Origin of the sequence: uncultured Arenimonas sp., from assembly GCF_963976025.1 — a bacterium.
Classification (GTDB): Bacteria; Pseudomonadota; Gammaproteobacteria; order Xanthomonadales; family Xanthomonadaceae; genus Arenimonas.
In genome coordinates, this window is sequence record NZ_CAXBJS010000028.1 from 1 (window position 1) to 22,875 (window position 22,875).

The following is a 22,875-nucleotide window of genomic DNA, read 5'->3' on the forward strand; positions in this document are numbered from 1 at the left end:
GCTGTCGGCGATCGCCTCGATGAAGATCTGCAACGAAGCGCTGCGCAAGGGCGGCTTCCCCGACATCTTCTTCCTGTTCAACGACGGCGGCACCGACCTGGCCCAGGCCTTCGTCGACGACAAGCGCGTCGCCCTGGTCAGCTTCACCGGTTCGACCAAGGTCGGCCGCCACGTCGGCGAGCGCGTCGCCCGCCGCATGGGCCGCAGCCTGCTCGAGCTGGGCGGCAACAACGCCATGATCGTCGACGCCACCGCCGACCTGAAGCTGGCGATCCCGGCCATCGTCTTCGGCGCCGTCGGCACCGCCGGCCAGCGCTGCACCTCGACCCGCCGCGCCTTCATCCACGAATCGATCTTCGACGACGTGCTGGCCAAGCTGGTTGCCGGCTACAAGCAGGTCGAGAAGAAGATCGGCGACCCGACCGACCCGGCCAACCTGATGGGCCCGCTCAACAGCAAGGACGGCGTGCAGGCCTACCTGGACGCGGTCAAGAAGGCCCAGGCCGCCGGCGGCAAGGTTGAAACCGGCGGTGCCGCGCTCGACCGCCCGGGCAACTTCGTGCTGCCGACCATCATCACCGGCCTGAAGAACAGCCACGAGATCGTCCAGCACGAAACCTTCGCCCCGATCCTCTACGTCATGCCCTACTCCGACCTGGACGAAGCCATCGCCATGCAGAACGACGTGCCGCAGGGCCTGTCGTCGGCGATCTTCACCCAGAACCTGAAGGCGGCCGAGAAGTTCCTGGCGGCCTGGGGTTCGGACTGTGGCATCGCCAACGTCAACATCGGCACCTCCGGCGCCGAGATCGGCGGCGCCTTCGGCGGCGAGAAGGAAACCGGCGGTGGCCGTGAATCGGGCTCCGACGCGTGGAAGGTCTACATGCGCCGCCAGACCAACACCATCAACTACTCCGACGCGCTGCCGCTGGCACAGGGCATCAAGTTCGACCTCTGAGGTTTATCCCATGAACATGGTTCCCCGCCAGACCAGCGCCCTCGCGATCATCAGCCTCGTCAGCGGACTGCTGGGCTGGACCTTCCTGCCCCTGGTGGGGAGCCTTGTTGCCATCGTCACGGGCCACATGGCCCGTGCCGAGATCCAGCGCAGCAATGGCCAGATGGACGGCGACGGGCTGGCCATCGCCGGCCTGGTGCTGGGCTGGCTGGTCATCGCCGTGTCGGTGCTGACCATCCTGGCCTTCATCTTCTTCTTTGGTGGATTGGCGGTGCTGTTCGGCCTCCTGGGCCTCAGCGGCCAGCTCTGACGGACTGGCACCATGTATTCGCTGGCACGACCTTTCCTGTTCCACCTTGATGCGGAACGGGCCCACGACGTGGGCCTGCGCGCCATCGAAGCCGCCTACCGCACGGGCATGAGCCCGCTGCTGGCCGGCCGGCCCAAGCCGCTGCCGACCAGGGCCTTCGGCCTGGTCTTCCCGAACCCGGTCGGCTGCGCCGCCGGCCTGGACAAGGACGGCGCCCACGTCGATGCCCTGCTGGCCCTGGGCTTTGGCTTCGTCGAGGTCGGCACCACCACGCCGCGCCCGCAGGAAGGCAACCCGCGGCCGCGCATGTTCCGCCTGCCCGAGCACAATGCCGTCATCAACCGCCTGGGTTTCAACAACCTGGGCGTGGACGCGCTGGTGAAGAACGTCTCGCGGGCGCGCCGCAAGCACGGCCTGCTGGGCATCAACATCGGCAAGAACAAGGACACCCACAACGAGGACGCGGCGGACGACTACCTGTACTGCCTGGAACGGGTGTACCCGCTGGCCGACTACATCACCATCAACATCTCCTCGCCCAATACCGCCGGCCTGCGCGAACTGCAGGAAGAACAGCAGTTGCGCCGCCTGGTCGGGGAACTGCGCGAAGCCCAGGAAAAATTCGGCGCCCAGCACGGCAAACGCGTGCCGATGCTGGTGAAGGTGGCGCCCGACCTGTCCGACGACGACGTCGATGCCTGCGCACGCGTCCTGAGCGACATGAAGGTGGACGGCGTCATCGCCACCAACACCACGCTCGACCGACTGCCCGTGGAAGGCCACAAGCTGGCCCACGAAGCCGGCGGCCTGTCGGGCGCGCCGCTCTACGGCAAGTCCACCGCGGTGCTGCGCCGCCTGCGCGGGCGCCTGGACGAATCGATCCCGATCATCGGCGTGGGCGGCATCCTCAGCGGCGCCGACGCCGCCGGCAAGATCACCGCCGGCGCGCTGATGGTGCAGTTCTACACGGGCCTGGTTTATCGCGGCCCGGAACTCATCGCCGAGTGCGTGCAGTCGATCCGGCGCCGCCGCGAGGGCGTTGCGTGACGGGTTACCAGCTGGCCGACAATGTTTCCCTGGCCGGCCGCAATACCTTCCGGGTCGCCGCCCGCGCGGCGATGATGGCCGACGTCTCCCGCGCCGACGCCCTGGCCGAACTGTTCGAGTTCGCCATGCTGCGCGAAGGCCCGGTGCTGGTGCTGGGCGAAGGCAGCAACCTGCTGTTCGTCGGCGACTTTCCCGGCGTGGCCATCTGCCTGACCATGGCCGGCGTGTCGATCGTGCGCGACGACGGCGACAGCGCCGTGGTGCGCGCCGAAGCCGGCATGAACTGGAACGACCTGGTCGCCTGGACCCTGGCGCGCGGCCTGTGCGGCCTTGAGAACATGGCCCTGATCCCGGGCACCGTCGGCGCCGCACCGATCCAGAACATCGGCGCCTACGGCGTCGAGGTCGGCGAATTCGTCGAAGCCGTCGAGGCTTTCCAGCGCGACACCGGCCAGGTCAAGCGACTGCCGGCCGCCGACTGCAGCTTTGGCTACCGCGACAGCCTGTTCAAACGCGAAGCCGACCGCTGGGTGGTGACCGCGCTGGAGCTGCGCCTGCCGCGCCAGCGCGAACTGCGGCTCGACTACGCCGGCGTGCGCGAGGAACTGGCGGCCATGGGCGTCGACACCCCGCGCGCCGTGCACGTGGCCGAAGCCATCAGCCGCATCCGCACCCGCAAGCTGCCCAACCCGGCGCTGCTGGGCAATGCCGGCAGCTTCTTCAAGAACCCGGTGGTGGACGCGGCAACGGCCGCCACCCTGAAAGCCGAAAACCCTGCCCTGCCGGTGTTTGCCGGCCCCGACGGCGGCCACAAGCTGTCGGCCGCCTGGATGATCGAAACCTGCGGCTGGAAGGGCAAGCGCGAAGGTGATGCCGGCGTCGCGCAGCAGCACGCCCTGGTGCTGGTGAACCACGGCAATGCCAGCGGCCAGCAGCTGCTGGACCTGGCCCGCCGCATCGCCGCGTCGGTGCACGAACGTTTCGGTGTCAGCCTGGAGCCGGAACCGCGCATCATCGGCGCCCGCTTCGACCCGGCTTGAACGCCGCCGCCGCCCCGGCTTCGCAGGTGGGCCGCGCCGTCGGGCTGATGGCGCTGTCGACGGTGCTGTTTGGCCTGATGGCGGTCTGCATCCGCCTGGCCTCGAAGCAGCTGCATCCGTTCGAGATCGCGTTCTTCCGCAACTTCTTCGGCTTCGTCATCCTGCTGCCCATCCTGATCCGGCACGGGCCGGCGCTGCTGCGCACCGACAAGCTGGGTTTCTACATCGGCCGCTGCAGCATCGGCATGGTGTCGATGCTGGCCGGCTTCTGGGCCATCGTGAACCTGCCGCTGGCGCAGGCGATCGCGCTGTCGTATTCAACGCCGCTGTTCGTCACCATCGCCGCGGTGCTGGTGCTGGGCGAAGTGGTGCGCGCGCGCCGCTGGACGGCGGTGATCGTCGGCTTTTTGGGGGTCATGCTGATCGTGCAGCCCTTCGGCCAGTCCTTCACCGCCGCCAGCCTGGTGGCGGTGCTGGCGGCGGTGGACCGCGCCAGCGCGGCGATCAGCATCACCGAACACCCCGACGCCATCGTCATCTGGACGACGATGCTGTGGATCCCGATGTCGCTGGTGCCGGCGCTGATGGTCTGGGAAACGCCGGTGGGCATCACCTGGCTGTGGATCGTGCTGGCCGGCTCGCTGGGCAGCATCGCGCACATGTTCTGGACCCGCGCCCTGCGCCTGGGCGACGCCTCGATGCTGACGCCGATCAGCTTCCTGCAGATCATCGTGGTCGGCGCCTTCGGCTGGTGGCTGTTCGGCGAAACCCTGGACCGCTGGACCGTCGCCGGTGCCGCGATCATCTTCGGCTCGAACGTCTACATCGCCCGCCGCGAGGCCAAGCTGGCCCGGCAGGCGGTGACCGACCCGGAAATCAATCCGGAAACGCCGGCGCCCCGCTAGGCGGCGCCGGCACAGGCCTCAGTAGTTCGGAGAGAAATCGTATTCGACGCTGGGATAGGTGGTCGTCGATCCACCACCACTGGACGGCGGGGGCGGCGGCGGGGGCGGCGGAGGCGGCGGCGAAGCGCCCTGGGTGCCGGCACCAATGGCCTGGCCGGTCATCTGTGCCCAGGCCAGTTCCTGCGGCGTGGGGTCCGCGGCATACGCGGGGGACGCAGCGGCGATCAGGGCCAGTGCGTAGGCGGGGATCAATGCGATGGGTGTGCGCATCGGCTTCTCGGTTGGACAGGGAGCCGCGAGTATAAAAAGCACCTTCCTGCCCGCACAGACGCTTTATCACTATCCAGTTGAGCGCTACTTACCCAGATGGCCGGTCTCTTCGGCGATGATTTCCATTGCGTTGCGATCATCGGCGGTCAGCCCATCGTCCGGAAGCTCATAGAGCCAGTCAACGTCACTGGCCCGGACGCGGGCTGCTTCTTCCGCCTGGCCGCTTCGTTCCAGCGCGGTCGCCAGGCCCCAGCCGATCCTCGCATTGGGGGGATCACCCGGCTTGCGTTCGGCCTGCCCCTTTTCCCGCAGTGCCCGGAACTGCACCACCGCCTCGGACCAGCGACCGGCGCGCAGGTCGCTGTAGGCCTGGATACGGTCGATCGACTCGGTTTGCGGGTGCTTTTCGCCCAGGATCTCCAGCGCAAGTGGCCTTGCACGATCAATCTGGGCCTGCACCACCGGCTTGGGGCGGTTGGCACGGTGAAGGGTTGCCGCGTGGTTGACCTCGACAAAAACAGTGTCGGGATGTTTCGGGCCGAGCACGCGCCGGCGCGCCTGCAGAAGCTCCGCCTCCATCACCAGGGCTTCGTCGAACCGGGACCGCCTGGCCAGCAGGGCCGCCAGATTCAGCTTGGTCCGAAGGGCGCCCGGGGAATCGGCGCCATACAGGCGCTGCCGCGCCTCCAGGACCTCGCGCATCAGGGCCTCGGATTCGTCGAAGTCCCGATGCGACAGCAGCATGTTGGCCAGGTTGCCCCGTTCGACCAGGGTTCGCGGATGTTCGGCGCCGAACTTTCGTTCACTGATGGTGGCGAGTTCGCGCTGCAGCGTGACGGCAGCCTCCACGTCTTCGGCGATGGCCCGCATCACCGCCAGGCGGCCCATGGTCGTCAGCGTGGCCGGATCCTCCGGCCCGAGGGCTTGCCGGCGCCGGATAAAGAGGTCTTCGAATATCTCGCGGGCTTCATCGGCTTCGCCCATGCGACCCATGCTCAGGCCCAGGTCCTCGGTGAGGTCGAGCAGCAGGGGATCGTCGCCCACCCTTGTTTTCCGTTCGCGCGCCAGCAGCGCCTGCTGCATCTCCAGGCCGCGAGGTCGGTCTCCCAGAGCGAACACGATCCGCGCCCGCTGGCGTTCGGTCTCGACCCGGATCGGGTCGCCAGGCGGCAGCGAATGCGCAAGTGCCAGGGTCCGTTCGACCGCTTCGAGCGTCGACGCGTTGCCCTGGACCCAGAACATCGCCTCGGTCTGCAGGTTGCGCGCCTCGAGCGTTTCGCGCGCCGCGGGACCTTGGCTCCTGGCGAAATAGTCGGCAACCTCAGCGAACAGCGATTCGGCCTGGGCGTGCAGACCCAGGGCCAGCTGCACCCTGGCCACCGATCGGCGCAGCTGGGCAGCCAGGTCGGGTTGGTCGGAAAAATCACGGGTGATGGTTTCGCGCGCGCTTTCCAGGATGTCGCGGCCGACCAAACTCCGCGCCAGGTCGGCCGGACTGGCGGCGGCCAGCGCCTGCTCCAGCGGTCCCAGGGCACCAGGGTCGGTCTTGCCTACCTGCTCCCGCAGGCCGTTGGCGATGCCCAGGCCCATGGTTTCGATATCGATGTCTTCCAGCATCGACTGCTGGAACGCCGCCACGCGTTCAAGCTCGGCGCTGCGCTGTTCGGCGAGTTCCCGCTGTTCGCGGGCCTGCTGCAGGCCATACAGCGACAGGCCCAGGCCGACCAGCACCGCCAGCGACACCGCGCCGGCGGCGGCAACGGCCAGGCGGTTCCGGCGCAGGTATTTCCCCAGCACGTAACGACGGCTGTGCGGCACCGCCTGCAGCGGCTGGTCGTCGAGGAAGCGCTGGAGTTCGTGGGCCAGCTCGGCGGCCGAACTGTAGCGCTCGGCGCGGTCGCGGCGCATGGCCTTGAGCACCACCCAGTCGAGTTCGGAACGCATCACCTTGCGCAGGCGCGGCTGGCTCAGGCCCAGCTGGCCGGCGCGGGCGGCGGCATTGCCCGGCGCCAGGGTTTCGATCTGCGCCGAGGGCGGGCGGATCGTGGTGCTGGCGGTGTGCGCCGCCGCCGAGCTGTCGTCGCCGGCGCCGGGACGGCGCCCGGCCAGCAGTTCGTAAAGCAGTACGCCAAGGGAATAAACGTCCGAACGCGTGTCGACCTCGACGCCTTCCATGCCCGCCTGCTCGGGGCTCATGTAATCGGGCGTGCCGGCCCGTTCGAGCTCGCCGGCGCGTTCACCGGCGGCCAGGGAGCGGCTGGCCGCGGTGGCGATGCCGAAATCGATGATCTTGGGCAGCGGCCGGCCGTCCACTTCGGAAACCAGGATGTTGCCCGGCTTGAGGTCGCGGTGGATGACGCCCTTCTGGTGCGCGTGCTGCACGCCCTCGCAGACCCGGATGAACAGTCCCAGCCGCTCGCGCAGCGGCAGGCCGCGCTGTTCGCAGAAGGCGGTCAGCGGGCTGCCCTCGATGAACTCCATCACGAAATAAGGGAAACCCTCGGGCGTGGCGCCGGCGTCGTAAACCTGGGCGATGGCCGGGTGTTTCATCTGCGCCAGCAGCTGGCGCTCGACCTCGAAGTAGGCCAGGTGGCGGGCGTCCAGGCGCCGCGCGTGCAGAAGCTTGATGGCCACCGTGCGGCGCACCGGTTCGAGCTGGCCGGCGCGGTAAACCTCGCCCATGCCGCCGCGGCCCAGCAGGGTTTCGATGCGGTAGCGCCCCAGGCGCGCGCCCGGCGCCAGCGCCGCGCCTTCGGCCAGCGCGCCCGACGGGCCGGCCCGCGTGGGCAAGCCTTCGGTTGGCGCCAGGTCGTCCTCTTCGGTTCCGCCCATGCCTCCCCCCTTCAGCCACGACAGTTTAGCCCAGGCAACCATAGCCGCCGGCAACCGGCTAAACTCGGGCCAGCCCTTCCGCCTGACACCCATGCGCCAGACCGAGAAGATCTGCACGACCCAGCGCACCCTGCTGAGCGACGGCCCCCGCAGGTCGACGCCGCGCTCGGCCTGTGTCGTCGTGATCCACGGCGAAGGCCTGGGCAAGCGTGCGGACCTGGGCGAGGCACCGGTGGTGATCGGCCGTTCGCCGGAATCGGACCTGCATATCCCGCACAACTCCGTGTCGCGCTGGCACTGCCGCATCTGGCGGGACGGCGAGTCCTATTTCATCGCCGACATGGGTGCCACCAACCGTACGCGGGTCAATGACGAAGCGGTGACCCAGGCGGAGCTTGTCGATGGCGACCACATCACGCTGGGCGAATGCATCCTCAAGTTCATCAGCCATTCCAGCGTCGAGGCGCGCTACCACCAGGAGGTCTACCAGCTGGCCACGCGCGACGCGCTGACCGAGCTGTACAACCGCCGGCACTTCATCGAGGCGGTCGACCGCGAAATCGCCCGTGCCACCCGCCATGGCCGGCCGCTGGTGATGTGCATCATCGACGTGGACCTGTTCAAACCGGTCAACGACAAATACGGCCACATCGCCGGCGACGGCGTGCTGCGGCAGCTGGCGGGCATCGTCCGGCGCTTCGTGCGCGGCGAGGACGTGGCCGCCCGGATCGGCGGCGAAGAGTTCGCGGTGATGCTGCCGGAAACCGACGTCGAATCGGCCCGCGCCTTCGCCGAACGCCTGCGCGAAGCGGTCGCCGAAGACACCTTCGTGCTTGGCGGCGAAGAAAAACGCCTGACCATCAGCATCGGCATCGCCTGCCTGGCACCGGGCCGCGAAGAACGCAGCCCGCTGATGGAGGCCGCCGACGCGGCCCTGTACCGGGCCAAGGACGAAGGCCGCAACCGGGTCTGCGTGGAAGCCTAGGCGGTTTCGCCGCCGTAGCGCCGGGCGACGTACTGGTCGATGACGCCGACGAAGTCATCGGCGATGTTTTCGCCGCGCAGGGTCATGGCCTTCTGGCCGTCGATGAACACCGGTGCCGAAGGGGCTTCGCCGGTGCCGGGCAGCGAGATGCCGATGTCGGCGTGGCGCGATTCGCCCGGGCCGTTGACCACGCAGCCCATCACCGCCAGCGACAGGTTCTCGACGCCCGGGTACTTGAGCTTCCAGACCGGCATCTGGCCGCGTACGTGTTCCTGCACCTTCTGCGCCAGCACCTGGAAGAACTCGCTGGTGGTGCGGCCGCAGCCCGGGCAGGCGGTGACCAGCGGGGTGAAGGCGCGCAGGCCCATGGTCTGCAGCAGCTCCTGCGCGACCTGCACTTCCAGCGTGCGCGCGGCGCCGGGCTCGGGCGTCAACGAGATGCGGACCGTGTCGCCGATGCCTTCCTGCATCAGCACCGCCAGCGCGGCGCTGGAGGCGACCATGCCCTTGCTGCCCATGCCGGCCTCGGTCAGGCCCAGGTGCAGCGGGAAGTCGGATCGCGCGGCCAGGTCGCGATAAACCGCGATCAGTTCCTGCACGCCGCTGACCTTGGCCGAGAGCACGATGGATTCGCGCGCCAGGCCGATTTCGACGGCGCGTTCGGCCGACTCCAGCGCCGACACCACCAGGGCCTCGCGCAGCACGCGGGCGGCGTCCCAGGGCTGTGCGCGGGCGGCGTTTTCGTCCATCAGGCGCGCAGCCAGGGCCTGGTCGAGCGAGCCCCAGTTGACGCCGATGCGCACGGGCTTGCCGTATTCGATGGCCTTTTCAACGATCGCCGCGAACTGGGTGTCGCGCTTCTTGCCGAAGCCGACGTTGCCCGGGTTGATGCGGTACTTGGCCAGCGCCTCGGCGCAGGCCGGTTCGGCCGCCAGCAGGCGGTCGCCGTTGTAGTGGAAGTCGCCGACGATCGGCACCGGCACGTTCATCATTGCCAGCTTGTCGCGGATGCGCGGCACCGCGGCGGCGGACTCGGGATTGTTGACCGTCACGCGCACCAGTTCGGAGCCGGCGCGCCAGAGCTCGGCCACCTGCTTCACGGTCGCGTTCACGTCGGCGGTGTCGGTATTGGTCATCGACTGCACCACCACCGGGGCACCGCCGCCGATGCGGACCGGACCCACCGCCACGGCGCGGGTTTCGCGCCGCGGCATTGCCTTCGCTTCACTCATGCCGGCTCGCCCTCCCGGGCCTCGCGGGCATCGGCATCATCTCCTTCCGGCGGTATTGGCAGGCGTTCGCCCAGCAGCACGTAGTCGCCGGCGTTGAGCAGCACCTCGACGTCTTCAAGCAGGTCGGGGCCGCGGGTGCCGACTTCCGGGATGTGGCTGGCGGTGTCGTGGATGACTTCGACCCGGCTGCCCGATTCGATGGACGCGCTGCAAACGAAACACCGGCCCGGCGTGCCGTCGATCGGGAACACCTCGACCGCACGCTGCACCTGGCGGCTGCCGCCGTCGGCGCTGACCGCGCGCAGGGCCACCGGGCTCGAGCGCCGCGACAGCAGTTCGACGCCGGCCGACAGGCTGCCGTCGGCTTCGTAGCGCAGCCAGCGCATCACGCCGACCATCCAGTCGGTGTCGTCGCTGTCTTCGCCAAAACCCAGGCCGACCAGTTCACCGACCTTGGCGCGCGCCTGTTCGGCGCTGTCCCAGGCCATGCGGTAGCCGCCCAGGCTCTGGTCGAGCACGCGCGCGGTAAAACGCGGCACGCGGGTCATGCTGGCGCTGCCCTGGGTCCAGGCGGCGCCGGCGATCACGTGCACGGTGCCCTGGGCCGACTGGCGCATGAAGGTGTCGAAGTCGCGCTGGCCGGCCAGCAGGTAATGCAGGCCGCTCAGGCCCAGCACGGTGTCGAGTGCGTGCCCGGCCGGCAGGCGCATCAGGCCGCGCGCCGCCATCTGGCCGAAAGCGCGGCGCAGGCGGATAAGCAGGTCGTTGCCGACCGCGACCGACAGCCCCGGCGTCGGCGCCAGCTGGCCCTGGCCGTCGCGCACGCGCTCGAGCGCGCGATCGACGTCGGCCGCGAACGGCGCCAGGTCGAGCCAGGTGGAAGGCGTTTCGTCGGGCACGCCGCCGCCCGGGCCGCGGTCGGCGTCCTCGGGCACCACCGGCGCGATGCCTTCGGGGGCGTGGGCGAGCAGGCTGCAGCGCGCGGCGTAACCGCGGGTGGCCGGCCACAGCGCGTCCTGCTCGGACTGCGCGAAGGCGTAAGGATTGACCGAGGCCATCAGCAACGCCTGCAGGTACAGCGTGTGCACGTCCTGGGCGCCGCCGGCGGCCTTGTCGTCGACCGATTTGCGCTCGAGCTTGAGCGAGCTGGCGAAACGGTGCAGGCGGTGCAGGCCCTGCCAGGCACCCGACGGCGCCGGGCGATAGACGCGCCAGGCCAGGGCCAGCGCACGCACGTAATGCCAGGTCGAACGCTCAAGCGCCGCAAGCACGCTGCCGCCGCGCAGGAACGGCACGCTGCCCGAGGGTGCGCACAGTTCGCAAGCGGCCTGGCGATAGCCCAGGGCCAGGTCGAAGTGGAACTTGCCGGCGGCGGCGGCCGCGCGCGCCTTGTCCGGCGGCAGCGGCAGGGAACTGCCGGAGAAACCGCCTTCGAGCAGCACGATGGCCTCGAGCGCGGTGCCGCGCAGTTCTTCGAGCGCGGCAAAACGCTGCCCGCCCTCGAGCCGCTGGCCGGCCAGTCCTTCCAGGGCGCGGGCGATTTCCTGCTCGGCGGCCTGCGGGTTGGCGCGCGGCAGGCCCGCGACCCAGGCCTTCACCTTTTTCGGCTCGGCCGGGAAACGCACGGCGCCACCCACGGGGGGCGGCAGGTCCTGGCACAGGCGGCGGTAGCTTTCGCTCATTCGGGGTCCTCGTGGCTGGCACAGTTTAGACCGGGCCGCGGCCCGGCCCCACCCCTGGTTGAACGGCAGCGGGTATCCTGTGGGGCCGTCCCCGGCCCGAGCCATGTCCACCCTAGCCCGCGAACGCCAGGTCCTGCGCCCGTCCCAGCTCAATGCGCTGGCGCGTGACCTGCTCGAGGGCAGCTTCCCGCAGGTCTGGGTCGAGGGCGAGATCAGCAATTTTTCCCGGCCGGCCTCGGGCCATGCCTATTTCACCCTCAAGGACGCCCGCGCCCAGGTGCGCTGCGCCCTGTTCCGGTCCAATGCCGCCCGCCTGCGCTTCGCGCCGCGCGACGGCATGCTGGTGCTGGCGCGCGGCCGGCTCACCCTGTACGAGGCGCGCGGCGACTACCAGCTGGTGCTCGAACACCTGGAAGAAGCCGGCGAAGGCGCCCTGCGCCGGGCGTTCGAAGAGCTCAAGGCCCGGCTGGCCGCCGAAGGCCTGTTCGACACCGACCGCAAGCGTCCGCTGCCGGCCTATACCCGCCGGCTGGCGGTGATCACCTCGCCGCGCGGCGCGGCGGTGCGCGACGTGCTGAGCGTGCTGGGGCGGCGCTTCCCGCTGCTCGAGGTCGAAGTGCTGCCGGTGCCCGTGCAGGGCGACGGCGCCGCCGCGCAGATCCTGGACATGCTGCAGCGCGCCGGCCGAAGTGGCCGTTACGACCTGATCCTGCTCACCCGCGGCGGCGGTTCGCTCGAAGACCTCTGGGCCTTCAACGACGAAGCCCTGGCCCGCGCCATCGTCGCCTCGCCGGTGCCGGTGGTGGCTGCGATCGGCCATGAAGTGGACGTCAGCCTGGCCGACTTCGCCGCCGACCTGCGCGCGCCGACGCCCTCGGCCGCCGCCGAACTGCTGGTGCCCGACCGCGGCGAGCTGGTCGAACGCCTGCGCCGCGACCGCCAGCGCTTCGACGCCCTGCTCGCCCGCGTCCTTGGCGCCCAGGCCCAGCGTGTCGACCAGGCCTTCCTGAAGCTGCAGGCCCTGCGCCCGCAGCTGCGGCTCGAACGCGGCCGCAACCGCCTCGACGCCCTGCGCCACCGCCTGGGCCTGGCCTGGCAGGCGCCGGCGGCCCGGCGCGGCGAGCGCCTGTCGCGGCTGCTGCGGCGCCTGGACCAGGCCCATCCCCGCCGCCGGCTGGAAGCACACCGGCATCGCCTGGCCCTGGTCCAGCGCGCCCTGGCGGCCCTGCCGGCGCGCCTGGTCGAGCCCCGCCGCCTGCAGCTGCGGGGCCTGGCGCGTGCGCTCGAAAGCGTCAGCCCGCTGGCCACCCTGGGCCGCGGCTACGCCATCGTGTTCGATGAAAACGGCCAGGTGCTGCGCCGGGCCGCCGATGCCCGCGACGGCGACCGGCTGCGGGCCCGGCTTGCCGACGGCGAGCTGGCGCTGAAAGTCGAACCGCGGGGCGACTAGTCCCCGGACGGGGCCGCCTGCCCCGGGTGCAAGGACCGGGCGAACTCGACGCCGGCCGCGCGGCCGTTCTTGGCCCGGTACATGGCTTCGTCGGCGCGTCGCAGCAGGCTCTCCGAATCGTCGCCGTCCTCGGGGAAACGGGCGATGCCGATGCTGGCGCCCACCACCACCCAGTGGCCGTCGATCGGCACCGGCCGGCTTATCGCCGCCTGCACGCGCGCCGCGACCGCGCGCAGCCAGTGTTCGTCGTCGCCGTTCTGGACGTTCACGATCACCAGGAACTCGTCGCCGCCCATGCGCGCGACCAGGTCGCCCGGCCGCACCGAATCGCTGAGCCGACGGCCGATCTCGGCCAGCAGCAGGTCGCCCGCGGCGTGGCCGTAGGTGTCGTTGACCGGTTTGAAGCCGTCCAGGTCGAAGCTGAGCAGCGCGAACCGGGTGTCGCCGCGACGCCCGCGCGCGATCAGCCGGCCCAGGTTGTGCAGGGCCAGCCGGCGGTTGGGCAGGTTGGTCAGCGCATCGCGGCCGGCCAGGCGACGGATGCGCTGGCGGTCGTGCAGGATGCGCGTGGTCGCCAGCGCCGCCAGCAGGCTCAGGCCCAGGCGGGCCGGGAAACCCGGCGTCTGCCACCAGGCGCGGGTGTCCCAGCCTTCCAGCGGCACCGCCGAAATCAGCCAGCTGCCGCCGGGCAGGAAGGCCGGCACGCGCACGGCGTCCGCCGACGCCGGCAGGCGTGTGCCGCGGATGATGTCGCCGCCGGGACCGGCGGCGTCGCGGCCGACGATGCTCAGGCGCAGCTCCTTTTCCAGGGCCAGGATGCCGGCATCGCGCATCACCTGTTCGTGATCGAGCACCAGGCTCACCGCGCCCCACAGCCGCGGCACGCCGTCGCGATCGACCCACAGCGGGAAGCGGATGGCCAGCGCACGGCCGCCCTGGCGCAGATCGAAGGGCCCCGCCAGAAGCGGGCCGTCCTCGCGGATGGCGCGCAGCATGGCTTGTTTCTGCACCGGGTCGCCCAGCAGGTCCAGGCCCACCGCGGCCTCGTTGCCTTCTTCGGGATACACCGAGGAAATGACGAAGCCGGGCGCCAGGCTGAGGTTGCGGATCTGCGGCTGGCCGCGCATCAGTTCGGCGGCGATGGCCTTGAACTCGGCGTCGGAAATGCCTTCCTGGCGGATCACCTGCACCGCCAGGCCACGCACCAGCCCGACCTGGGCATACACCTGGGTTTCAAGCTGGGCCCGGAAGTCGGAAAGTTCACGCTGCACGCGCGACTGGCGTTCGCTAAGGTAACGCTCGCGCTCGAGCTGGGCCGTGCTGATGCTCAGGTACACGCCCAGCGCCAGCACCAGCATGCCCACGAACAGCGGTTTGCCCGGCCGCAGCCAGCCGCCGGCCAGGTCGGTGCCGGAAGCAAGGAAGGAATCGCTGGTGGCGTCGGGAGCGGCCATCGCGGCAATGTACAACGCCCGCCATGAACCCGCCCGGACGCGCTTCACCCGCCCCGTGAAAGACCGTACCCTCAGCCCATGCAGGGCGAGCCCACCGACGAGGATCTGATGCTGGCTTTCGGGGCCGGCGACGCCGGAGCCTTCGAAACCCTGTATTCCCGGCACCGGCTGCGCCTGTTCCGGCACCTGCAGCGCCAGGTCCGCGACGCCAGCCTGGCCGAGGAACTGTTCCAGGACGTCTGGCAACGGGTCATCGCCGCCCGTGAACGCTACCGGCCCGAGGCCAGGTTCAGCACCTGGCTGCACCAGGTCGCCTACAACCGCCTCACCGACCACTGGCGGGCCAAGTCGCACCGGCCCGACGCCCCGGAAGACGCCCGCGAACTGGCCGAACGCCTGCCCGACCCGGATACGCCCGAGCGCCAGCTTTCGGCCTTCGAGGAGCGCCGCCGCCTGCAGCTGGCGCTCGAGGAGCTGCCGCCCGACCAGCGCGAGGTGCTGCTGCTGCGGCTGGAACAGGAACTGAGCCTGGAGGAAATCGGCGAAATCACCGGCGTCGGCCGGGAAACCGTCAAATCCCGCCTGCGTTACGCCATGGACAAACTGCGCGCGAGGCTGCGGCCATGACCGGTCAACCCCGTTTTCGCCCCTGGCCCGTTGGAAGTCTTGCCCTTCCCAACCGGAGCCACCCCATGCGCCAGATCGCCGTCACCGCCCTCGCCCTCGCCATTGCTTCGGGCTGCGCCCATCGCGCCGCCGACGACAGCGCCACCCAGCAGTCGGCCAGCGCCGACGCCGCCCAGGAACGCCGCGAACAGGACCGCAGCCGCACCAAGCGCGCTGAAGTAGAGTCCGCTGAACTTGAATCCATTGAAGTCAGCGGCAGCCGGCTGGTGAACCAGCAGGCCGCCTTGCCGGCCGCGTCGCTGGCCGCGCCGCCAGCCGCGCCCCCGGTCGCCTACATGCCGATGCCCCGGCCGCCGGTCGAGCGCAATACCGAAAACTACGCCGAGTTCGAAGACAACGGCATCCAGCGCACGGCCGAGCAGCCCGTTTCCACGTTCTCCATCGATGTCGACACCGGCAGCTACAGCAACGTGCGCCGCATGCTGGCGCAGGGCATGCTGCCGCCGCGCGACGCGGTGCGGGTCGAGGAGATGATCAACTACTTCGACTACGGCTATCCGGCGCCCACCGACCGCCGCCAGCCCTTCCGCGTCAGCACCGAACTTGCGCCCGCGCCCTGGGACGACAAGCGCGTGCTGATGCAGGTGGGCCTGAAGGGTTACGAGGTCGCGCGCGAGCAGATCCCGGCCAGCAACCTGGTGTTCCTGATCGACACCTCGGGTTCGATGAATTCGCCCGACAAGCTGCCCCTGCTCAAGGAAAGTTTCCGGCAGATGGTGCCGCGCCTGCGTGCGCAGGACCGCGTATCGATCGTGGTCTACGCCGGCAGCGCCGGCCTGGTGCTGCCGCCGACCCCGGGCGACCGCCATGGCGAAATCCTGGCCGCGCTGGGCCAGCTTGAAGCCGGCGGTTCGACCAACGGCGGCGAAGGCATCGACCTGGCGTATGCCATGGCCCGGCAGGGATTCGTCGAAGGTGGCGTCAACCGGGTGATCCTGGCCACCGACGGTGACTTCAACGTCGGCATCTTCGACCAGCGCGCACTGGAGACCAAGGTCGAGGCCGGCCGCAAGTCCGGCGTCGCGCTCACCACGCTGGGTTTTGGCCAGGGCAACTACAACGACGCGCTGGCGGAAAAACTCGCCGACGTCGGCGACGGCAACCACGCCTACATCGACAACCTGATGGAAGGCCGCAAGGTGCTGGTCGAGGAAATGGGTTCGACCCTGCTGACCATCGCCAGCGACGTGAAGATCCAGGTCGAGTTCAACCCGGCCCAGGTCGCCGAATACCGGCTGGTTGGCTACGAAAACCGCCAGCTGGCGCGCGAGGACTTCAACAACGACCAGGTGGACGCCGGCGAGATCGGCGCCGGGCACGACGTCACCGCCCTGTACGAACTGTGCCTGGTCGGCATGGGCTGTGAATCCAGCGACGCCCTGCGCTACGCCGCGCCGACGCCGCAGGCCGCCGGCACCGGCGAGATCGCTTTCCTCAAGCTGCGCTACAAGCAGCCCGGCGAAGACCGCAGCGTGCTGGTCGAACAGCCCATCCGCCGCCAGGACCTGCGCAGGCAGGCCAGCGAAAGCCTGCGCTTCGCGGCGGCGGTCGCCGCCTACGCCGACCTGCTGCGCGGGGGGCGTAACATGTCGGGCTTCAGCTGGGACCAGGTGGAAGCCCTGGCGCGTGGCGCCCGCGGCGACGACCCCTGGGGCTACCGCGGCGAGTTCCTGCAGCTGCTGGCGCAGGCCCGTTCGCTGGCGCCGGCACCCGGCCCCGACACCCACATCAGCCAGGACTGACGTTTCACGATGAACAGCCCGCAGGACCCGCGCAAGGACCCGCTCCAGGACGATGAAGTCGCCCTGGCCCGGGTCTTGCGCGCCCTGCCGGGCGGCGAACCCTCGCCGCACGTGGACGCCGCCATCCTGGCGGCCGCCCGCAACGCCACCGCGGCTTCACCGTCGCAGGCGCACCGGCGCCGCGGCCTCCCCGGCTGGGCGCTGGGAACGGCGGCCGCGGCGGTGCTGGCGGTGGGCATCGGCCTGCAGCTGCAGCCGGCGCGTGATGCCCTGCCCGATGGCGTGACGGCGGAAGCGCCGGCCTCGGCATCGAGCGCGGATGTCGAACTGCAGCAAGTCGAAGTCACCGGTTCGCGCCTCAAGCGCGCCGAGATCGAAGAAGCCGAGTTCGCCGCACCGCCGGCCAAACCGCAGGAACCATCGGCCCGGAGCATGCCGGCCCCCGCCGCACCGCCGGCCCCGCCCCGCGCCGTCGTCGCCGAGCCCCTGCGCGAAGCCGAAGCCGCCGCCGCGCAGTCGCTGGCCGACAGCGCACGGTCCCTCGAATCTTCCGCGCCGGCCGAACGCGCAGAGAACCGCCAGCGCCAGGCGCTTCGTGCTCCGGCACCCGTCGCGGAGTCCTCGCCGGTGCTGGAAAGCGACGAAGCCACCGGAGCGCCGCTGCCGTCGGCCTTCAGCGCCGACGAGGTGCTGCCGCCGGTGGACGAGGACACGCGCCTGGCCGCCGACGACTGGCTCGAACGCATCCGCGACCGCATCCGCCAGGGCGACCGCGCCGGCGCCAGCGCCAGCCTTCAGCGTTTCCAGCGCGCCCACCCCGACATCACGCTGCCGCCCGACCTGGCCGCGTTCCGGCCGTGACCGTGGCACAAACGCTTGCCGGCCCGGCCACCTTCGAGCTGGAGGCCAAACGCAGCCGCTTCCTGGCCCGCGCCGCACCGGTCGAATCGCCCGAGGCCGCGCTGGCCTTCCTGCACGAGGTTTCCGACCCGCAGGCCACGCACAACTGCTGGGCCTACCGCATCGGCGCCGACTACCGGTCCTCGGACGACGGCGAACCCGGCGGCAGCGCCGGCCGCCCGATCCTGGCCGCCATCGAAGGCCAGGGCGTGGACCAGGTCATGGTGGTGGTCACCCGCTGGTACGGTGGCACCAACCTGGGCGTGGGTGGCCTGGTGCGCGCCTACGGCGGCGCCGCGGCCGAATGCCTGCGCACCGCCGCGCGCCGCGAACTGGTGCCCTGGGTCGGGGCCGAGCTGGCCTGCGGCTTCGAACTTGCCAATGCCGTGCACGGCCTGCTGGCCGAATTCGGCGGCGAAAAACTCGACGAAACCTTCGACGAAGCCGGCCTGCGCCTGCGGGTGCGCCTGCCCGACTACACTATCGATCCCCTGGCCCGGCGCCTGCGTGACATCAGTCGTGGCGCCGCCAGCCTGCGTCCCGAAGAGACCCCGCCCCCATGACCGCTACCCCGGCCGACAAGCCGCCCGTCAATTCGCTGCGCGAGCTGCTGCCTTTCGTGCGGCCGCACCGCGGCCTGGTGGCGGCCTGGCTGGGCGCGCTGGCGCTGTCGTCCAGCGCCACGCTGGCGCTGCCGGTGGCGGTGAAATACATGATCGACCAGGGTTTCAGCGCCGGCAGCGAAATCGACCGCTGGTTCGTGCTGCTGTTCGGCGTGGCGGTGGCGCTGGGCCTGGCGACGGCGGCGCGCTTTTATTTCGTCACCCTGCTGGGCGAACGCGTGGTCGCCGACCTGCGCCGGGCGCTGTACGCGCACCTGCTGTCGCTCGACCAGGCCTTCTTCGAACGCACCCGCGCCGGTGAACTGCTCTCGCGGCTGTCGGCCGACGCCGAACTGCTGCGCAGCGTGGTCGGCTCAAGCATGTCGGTGGCGCTGCGCAGCGGCATCACGGTGCTGGGCAGCGCGGTGATGCTGGCGGTCACCAGCCCCCGGCTGGCGCTGTTCGTGCTGCTGGGCATCCCGCTGATCGTGCTGCCCATGGCCTTTTCCGGCCGGCGCGTGCGCAGCGTCGCCAAGGCCGCGCAGGACCGCGTCGCCGATGCCAATGCCCGCGCCGGCGAAACCCTGGGCGCGATGCACACGGTGCAGAGTTACGCCCGCGAGTCTTACGAAGCCGGACGCTTCGACCAGGCCGTGGCGCTGGCCCTGGGCGTGGCGCGCAAGCGCATCCGCCTGCAGGCGGCGCTGACCGCCATCGTCATCGTGCTGGTGTTCGGCTCGATCACGGCGGTGCTGTGGGTGGGCGCCCGCGACGTCATCGCCGGCGAGATGACCGCCGGCACCCTGGGCCAGTTCGTGCTGTACGCGCTGATCGGCGCCGGCTCGGTCGGCGCGCTGGCCGAAGTGTGGACCGAAGTGCAGCGCGCCGCCGGCGGCATGGCGCGCATTTCCGAACTGCTGGGCGAACGTTCGCTGCTGCCGGTGCCGGCGAAGGCCGAACCGCTGCCGACGCCGGTGCAGGGCCGGCTGTCGCTGCGCGGCGTACGTTTCCACTACCCCACCCGCCCCGATGCGCCGGCGCTGGAAGACTTCGACCTGGAGCTGCAGCCCGGCGAAACCGTGGCCCTGGTCGGCCCCTCGGGCGCCGGCAAGAGCACCGTGCTGCAGCTGCTGCTGCGTTTCCACGACCCCGAGGCCGGCTCGATCACGCTCGACGGCCACGACCTGCGCAACATCGCCCCGGTCGCGCTGCGCGCGCAGATCGCCCTGGTGCCGCAGGATCCGGTGATCTTCGGCACCACCGCCCGCGAAAACATCCGCTACGGCCGCCTGGACGCCAGCAACGAACAAATCGAAGCCGCCGCCCGCAGCGCCGAGGCCCACGAGTTCCTGTCGGCGCTGCCGCAGGGCTACGACAGCGAACTGGGTGAACGTGGTGCGCGACTTTCCGGCGGCCAGCAGCAGCGCCTGGCGATCGCCCGCGCCCTGCTCAAGGACGCGCCGGTGCTGCTGCTCGACGAAGCCACCAGCGCGCTCGACGCGCAAAGCGAACGCGCCGTGCAGCAGGCGCTCGAACGCCTGATGCGCGGCCGCACCACCCTGGTCATCGCGCATCGCCTGGCAACGGTGCTCAAGGCCGACCGCATCGTGGTGATGGACCAGGGCCGCATCGTCGCCCAGGGCACGCACGCCGAGCTGCTGGCGCGCGGCGGCCTCTACGCCGACCTGGCACGCCTGCAGTTCGACCACGGCCCCGCAGCGGACTGATTTCAGCCCAGCGCGTCCAGGAATCCCGGCGGCAGCCCGTAGCGCCCCAGCCAGCCGCGCTGCGTGCCGGTGAGTACGCGCAGCATCTGGCCGCGCCCGCCCGGCAACCGACCCATGGGCAGGAAAAGGCGGTCACGCAGCCAGGCGACGCCGTCGGCCTCGGACTGGAATACCGGCGTCAGCCAGCGGCTCCAGAACTGGTAGATCGCCACGTGCCGGCGCCGCGCGGCGCCGTAGGCGGCCAGCGCAGGTTCGACTTCATCCGAATCACGCAGCGCATCGCGCAGGGCCAGGGCGTCGAGCAGCGCCATGTTCACGCCCTGCCCCAGCTGCGGGCTCATCGCGTGCGCAGCGTCACCCAGCAGGGCCAGGCGGCCGCGCGACCAGGCGCCGGGAATGGCGTCGCGGTAGCGGGCCTGCGCCAGCTGTTCGGGCGCCTGAATCGATTCGAGCATAGGTGCCAGCGCTGGCCAAAGCGTAGTGGCCCGGCTTTTCCAGGCCGGCAGCCCTTCGCGCGACCAGTCCGGCAGGGCCGCGACCGGCAGGCTCCAGAAAAAACTGAGCCGCGGCGCGGCATCACCCGGGCGGGCACCGACCGGCAGCATGCCGGCCATTTCCCGCGCGCGTCGGTAACGCTGCCGGAGCTCATTGCGCCAGGGCCAGTTGCCTTCGGGCAGCAGGCACCACAGTGCGCCCCAGGGATAGGGCCGGTCCAGGCGCGGCGCGCCCACCGAAGCGCGCAGGCAGGAAGCGGCGCCGTCGGCGGCGATGACCAGGTCGTAGGGGCCGTGGCGGCCACCGGCGTCGTCAATCAGTTCGCGACCGCCGGGCGCCAGCGCGCGGATGCGGGTGCCGGTGCGAACGTCGCCGGCGCCCGGCCAGGCGTCGCGCAGCAGTTCGAACACGGCGTTGCGCTGAAGGCCCAGGCCAAACAGGCGCGGGTCGAGGCCGGCATAGGCCATGTCCATGACCGCCCGGCCGCCTTCGTTTTCGCCGTAAAGGCGATCGACCCGGCGGCCCAGGGCCAGGGCCGGCGCCAGCAGCCCAAGTTCCCACAGCGCCGACAGCCCGGTGGGCTGGAGCAGGAAGCCGGCACCGACCGGCCGCAGCGAAGACGCCTGTTCGAACACCTCGACCCGGTGGCCGTCGCGCGACAGCGCCAGCGCCGCGGCCTGGCCACCGCTGCCGTATCCCACCCCGCACGCGGCGGGGCTTCGCATGGAACAGGTTGGCGTGGTTCAGACCGGCGACACGTTGGCGGCCTGGGAGCCCTTCGGGCCCTGCACCACCTCGAAGCTGACCCGCTGGCCTTCCTGCAGGGAACGGAAACCCTGCGAGCTGATGGCCGAATAATGCACGAACACGTCGGCGCTGCCGTCTTCGGGGGCGATGAACCCAAAACCCTTGGCGTCGTTGAACCACTTCACGGTACCGAAACTCATGTCTTGCCCTCACATGCTGTAGGAACTGTCGTGCCCCGCGTGCCGATGCCTCGGTCCCGTGCACGGCCCGATTATGAACAAGGGCAAAACGGCTGACAATTACCCCAGCAGGGCTTCAAGCAGGCCAGGCAGGCCGGCGCTGGCGGCTTCGACGTTGGCCAGCACTTCTTCGAGGGTGATCTCGGCGGCGTCGCCGCAGCCCGCCGCCCAGTTGGCGACGATGGCCAGGCAGGCGTAGTCCAGGCCCAGTTCGCGGGCCAGTCCGGCTTCGGGCATGCCGGTCATGCCGACCAGGTCGCAGCCGTCGCGGCGCATGCGGGCGATCTCGGCGCGGGTTTCCAGGCGCGGGCCCTGGGTGGCGCCGTAACAGCCACCGTCCACCAGCGCGACTCCGGCCTTGCCGGCCGCGGCCAGCACGTCGGCGCGCAGCGACGGCGTGTAGGGGTCGCCGAAGTCCACGTGCAGCACGTCGCCACCCTCGCCGTCCCAGAAGCTGGACGTGCGGCCCCAGGTGTAATCGATCAGCTGGTCGGGCAGGCCCAGCACCTGCGGGCCGTACGCGTCGGTGATGCCGCCGACGGTGTTCACCGCCAGCACGCGGCGGGCTCCCAGGTCCTTCAGGCGCCAGAGGTTGGCGCGGTAGTTCACCCGGTGCGGCGGCAGCGAATGGCCTTCGCCGTGCCGGGCCAGGAAGGCCACGCGGCGGCCGGCCAGCTGGCCGACGCGCACGGGCCCGGAGGGCGCGCCGTAGGGCGTATCGCCCTCGACCGCCTGCACGTCGGAAAGCGCCGCGAGGCGGTAGAGGCCGGTGCCGCCGATGACGGCCAGGTCGATTGCCGACATGTTCAATCCTTGAGCGCGTAGATGCCCGGCAGGTTGCGGCCCTGCTCGTAGTAGTCCATGCCGTAGCCGAACACGTAGCGGTCGGGCACTTCAACGGCGACGTGCTGGGCCTGAACACCGGCTACGCGGCGGTCGTGCAGCTTCAGCGCCATGACCGCGACGCGGATTTCGGCCGCGCCCTGCTCCTGGCACCAGCCGATGACGGCCTTGAGCGTGTGGCCTTCGTCGAGGATATCGTCGGCCACCAGCACCCGGCGGCCCTGCAGCGGCGTCGCCGGCCGGTGCCGCCATTCCAGCCCGCTGCCCTGGGTGGCGCCGCGGTAGCGGGTGGCGTGCAGGTAGTCGAACTGCAGGTCGGTTTTCATGGCCATGGCCAGCTGGGCGGCAAACGGCAGGCCGCCGTGCATGACGGTCAGCAGCAGCGGACGATCACCGTCGGTGCCGGCATAGGCATGGTCGATTTCGCCGGCGATGCGTTGGATGGCGGCTTCCAACGTCTGCCGGTCGAACAGCAGGTCGGACAGGGCCAGCGCGGCGCCGAGGTCGTGGGACATGTCAGGCAACTCCATGGTCGAGGCGCCGGAGCGCTTCGCGGGCACCATCGTAACGTGCGTTCGCCAGCAGCGTGTCCCAGGCCGGGAACTGGCGCGCGAACAGCGGCGAAAGCAGCCCGGCCGGCGCCGGTTCGCGGTCGGCGACCGCACGCAGGGAATCGGCCACCAGCGCCGGCGCACACACCAGCACCGCGTCGCAGCCGGCATCGAGGT

21 protein-coding genes and 1 pseudogene are annotated in these 22,875 nt (G+C 70.5%); 12 read left to right on the top strand and 10 right to left on the bottom strand.

Annotation, left to right across the window (positions count from 1 at the left end; genetic code table 11):
* The 5 genes from AACZ35_RS03550 to AACZ35_RS03570 form a co-directional block, all read left to right on the top strand.
* Positions 1-958 (top strand): aldehyde dehydrogenase family protein (locus AACZ35_RS03550; protein WP_339826175.1); only part of this gene is annotated, 958 nt, incomplete at its 5' end.
* A gap of 10 nt (positions 959-968) precedes the next feature.
* The gene (locus tag AACZ35_RS03555) at positions 969-1,268 is read left to right on the top strand and encodes a DUF4190 domain-containing protein (protein ID WP_339826179.1); all 300 of its coding nucleotides are present in this window, start codon (positions 969-971) and stop codon (positions 1,266-1,268) included.
* Between the two features lie 12 nt (positions 1,269-1,280).
* Positions 1,281-2,315 (top strand): quinone-dependent dihydroorotate dehydrogenase, encoded by a 1,035-nt coding sequence (locus AACZ35_RS03560; RefSeq protein ID WP_339826181.1) that lies wholly within the window; start codon positions 1,281-1,283, stop codon positions 2,313-2,315.
* Entirely contained in the window at positions 2,312-3,355 is a 1,044-nt protein-coding gene (murB, locus tag AACZ35_RS03565; RefSeq protein WP_339826183.1) for a UDP-N-acetylmuramate dehydrogenase, read from the top strand. Before AACZ35_RS03560 ends, murB begins: the two co-directional genes overlap by 4 nt.
* 47 nt (positions 3,356-3,402) lie before the next feature.
* Complete coding sequence (locus tag AACZ35_RS03570) at positions 3,403-4,260, top strand: DMT family transporter (protein WP_339826223.1); 858 nt, start codon at positions 3,403-3,405, stop codon at positions 4,258-4,260.
* Between the two features lie 18 nt (positions 4,261-4,278).
* Here the strand turns inward: AACZ35_RS03570 and AACZ35_RS03575 are convergent, their stop codons facing one another.
* The gene (locus AACZ35_RS03575) at positions 4,279-4,530 is read right to left on the bottom strand and encodes a hypothetical protein (RefSeq protein ID WP_339826186.1); all 252 of its coding nucleotides are present in this window, start codon (positions 4,528-4,530) and stop codon (positions 4,279-4,281) included.
* An 84-nt stretch (positions 4,531-4,614) separates the two neighbouring features.
* The gene (locus AACZ35_RS03580; RefSeq protein ID WP_339826188.1) at positions 4,615-7,362 is read right to left on the bottom strand and encodes a serine/threonine-protein kinase; all 2,748 of its coding nucleotides are present in this window, start codon (positions 7,360-7,362) and stop codon (positions 4,615-4,617) included.
* 91 nt (positions 7,363-7,453) lie between these two features.
* On the opposite strand from AACZ35_RS03580, the gene AACZ35_RS03585 reads away from it, so the two are divergent.
* A complete protein-coding gene (locus tag AACZ35_RS03585) occupies positions 7,454-8,347 on the top strand; it encodes a GGDEF domain-containing protein (protein WP_339826191.1) in 894 nt (297 codons plus the stop codon).
* Here the strand turns inward: AACZ35_RS03585 and ispG are convergent.
* Together ispG and AACZ35_RS03595 are read right to left on the bottom strand one after the other, a co-directional pair.
* Positions 8,344-9,579, bottom strand: a complete 1,236-nt coding sequence (gene ispG / locus AACZ35_RS03590; RefSeq protein WP_339826193.1) for a flavodoxin-dependent (E)-4-hydroxy-3-methylbut-2-enyl-diphosphate synthase — start codon at positions 9,577-9,579, stop codon at positions 8,344-8,346. The two genes, AACZ35_RS03585 and ispG, sit on opposite strands and share 4 nt — an antisense overlap.
* A complete protein-coding gene (locus AACZ35_RS03595) occupies positions 9,576-11,261 on the bottom strand; it encodes a hypothetical protein (RefSeq protein WP_339826196.1) in 1,686 nt (561 codons plus the stop codon). Before AACZ35_RS03595 ends, ispG begins: the two co-directional genes overlap by 4 nt.
* A gap of 103 nt (positions 11,262-11,364) precedes the next feature.
* Between AACZ35_RS03595 and xseA the strand changes: the two genes are divergently transcribed.
* The gene (gene xseA / locus AACZ35_RS03600; RefSeq protein ID WP_339826199.1) at positions 11,365-12,711 is read left to right on the top strand and encodes an exodeoxyribonuclease VII large subunit; all 1,347 of its coding nucleotides are present in this window, start codon (positions 11,365-11,367) and stop codon (positions 12,709-12,711) included.
* Here the strand turns inward: xseA and AACZ35_RS03605 are convergent.
* Complete coding sequence (locus tag AACZ35_RS03605) at positions 12,708-14,165, bottom strand: diguanylate cyclase (protein ID WP_339826201.1); 1,458 nt, start codon at positions 14,163-14,165, stop codon at positions 12,708-12,710. The genes xseA and AACZ35_RS03605 overlap by 4 nt on opposite strands.
* Positions 14,166-14,243: 78 nt before the next feature.
* On the opposite strand from AACZ35_RS03605, the gene AACZ35_RS03610 reads away from it, so the two are divergent.
* From AACZ35_RS03610 to AACZ35_RS03630, 5 genes are all read left to right on the top strand, one after another.
* Positions 14,244-14,792: an RNA polymerase sigma factor gene (locus AACZ35_RS03610; RefSeq protein WP_339826203.1), complete on the top strand. Its 549-nt coding sequence runs from the start codon at positions 14,244-14,246 to the stop codon at positions 14,790-14,792.
* A 65-nt stretch (positions 14,793-14,857) separates the two neighbouring features.
* Positions 14,858-16,594 carry a VWA domain-containing protein gene (locus AACZ35_RS03615; RefSeq protein WP_339826205.1) on the top strand — a complete coding sequence of 579 codons (1,737 nt, stop codon included), beginning with the start codon at positions 14,858-14,860 and terminating at the stop codon, positions 16,592-16,594.
* 9 nt (positions 16,595-16,603) lie between these two features.
* The gene (locus AACZ35_RS03620) at positions 16,604-17,455 is read left to right on the top strand and encodes a hypothetical protein (RefSeq protein WP_339826207.1); all 852 of its coding nucleotides are present in this window, start codon (positions 16,604-16,606) and stop codon (positions 17,453-17,455) included.
* A 2-nt stretch (positions 17,456-17,457) separates the two neighbouring features.
* Positions 17,458-18,057, top strand: a complete 600-nt coding sequence (locus AACZ35_RS03625; protein ID WP_339826225.1) for a YigZ family protein — start codon at positions 17,458-17,460, stop codon at positions 18,055-18,057.
* Positions 18,054-19,823, top strand: coding sequence for an ABC transporter transmembrane domain-containing protein (locus tag AACZ35_RS03630; protein ID WP_339826210.1), 1,770 nt, complete (start codon positions 18,054-18,056; stop codon positions 19,821-19,823). The genes AACZ35_RS03625 and AACZ35_RS03630 overlap by 4 nt, the downstream gene beginning before the upstream one ends.
* Before the next feature lie 2 nt (positions 19,824-19,825).
* Here AACZ35_RS03630 and AACZ35_RS03635 read toward each other — a convergent pair whose 3' ends face one another.
* The 5 genes and pseudogenes from AACZ35_RS03635 to AACZ35_RS03655 form a co-directional block, all read right to left on the bottom strand.
* Positions 19,826-21,043 (bottom strand): NAD(P)/FAD-dependent oxidoreductase, encoded by a 1,218-nt coding sequence (locus tag AACZ35_RS03635; protein WP_339826212.1) that lies wholly within the window; start codon positions 21,041-21,043, stop codon positions 19,826-19,828.
* Positions 21,044-21,061: 18 nt separating this feature from the next.
* Positions 21,062-21,265 carry a cold-shock protein gene (locus AACZ35_RS03640; protein ID WP_188661668.1) on the bottom strand — a complete coding sequence of 68 codons (204 nt, stop codon included), beginning with the start codon at positions 21,263-21,265 and terminating at the stop codon, positions 21,062-21,064.
* A 99-nt stretch (positions 21,266-21,364) separates the two neighbouring features.
* A complete protein-coding gene (locus AACZ35_RS03645) occupies positions 21,365-22,114 on the bottom strand; it encodes an S-methyl-5'-thioinosine phosphorylase (RefSeq protein ID WP_339826217.1) in 750 nt (249 codons plus the stop codon).
* Entirely contained in the window at positions 22,111-22,662 is a 552-nt protein-coding gene (locus AACZ35_RS03650; protein WP_339826220.1) for a hypoxanthine-guanine phosphoribosyltransferase, read from the bottom strand. Before AACZ35_RS03650 ends, AACZ35_RS03645 begins: the two co-directional genes overlap by 4 nt.
* A gap of 1 nt (position 22,663) precedes the next feature.
* Positions 22,664-22,875, bottom strand: a pseudogene (locus AACZ35_RS03655) (hypothetical protein); the annotation flags it as partial.